The organism is Mycobacterium sp. (genome assembly GCF_008709575.1).
GTDB lineage: Bacteria > Actinomycetota > Actinomycetes > Mycobacteriales > Mycobacteriaceae > Mycobacterium.
The window spans coordinates 1-211 of the sequence record NZ_VYIK01000156.1 but is presented as its reverse complement, the minus strand read 5'-3'; positions in this window follow the sequence as shown (position 1 = coordinate 211).

Genomic DNA, 211 nt, shown 5'->3' with positions numbered 1-211 from the left:
GCCCAGTGCGGAATCAGCCGTATCCACGCCGGCCAGCTTCACCGCGCCGACCGGTACACCGGGCGGCGGGGGAGCGGCCAGTGCCCCGATCAGGCCCGCACCTGTGACCAAGCCGGCAGCGATGCCCGGCGCGGTACTCACGACCCGCCTGCCGCTCGTTCGACGAGCGCGATTGCCGCTCACGCGCGGGCGACGAGCCGCGAGATGATCG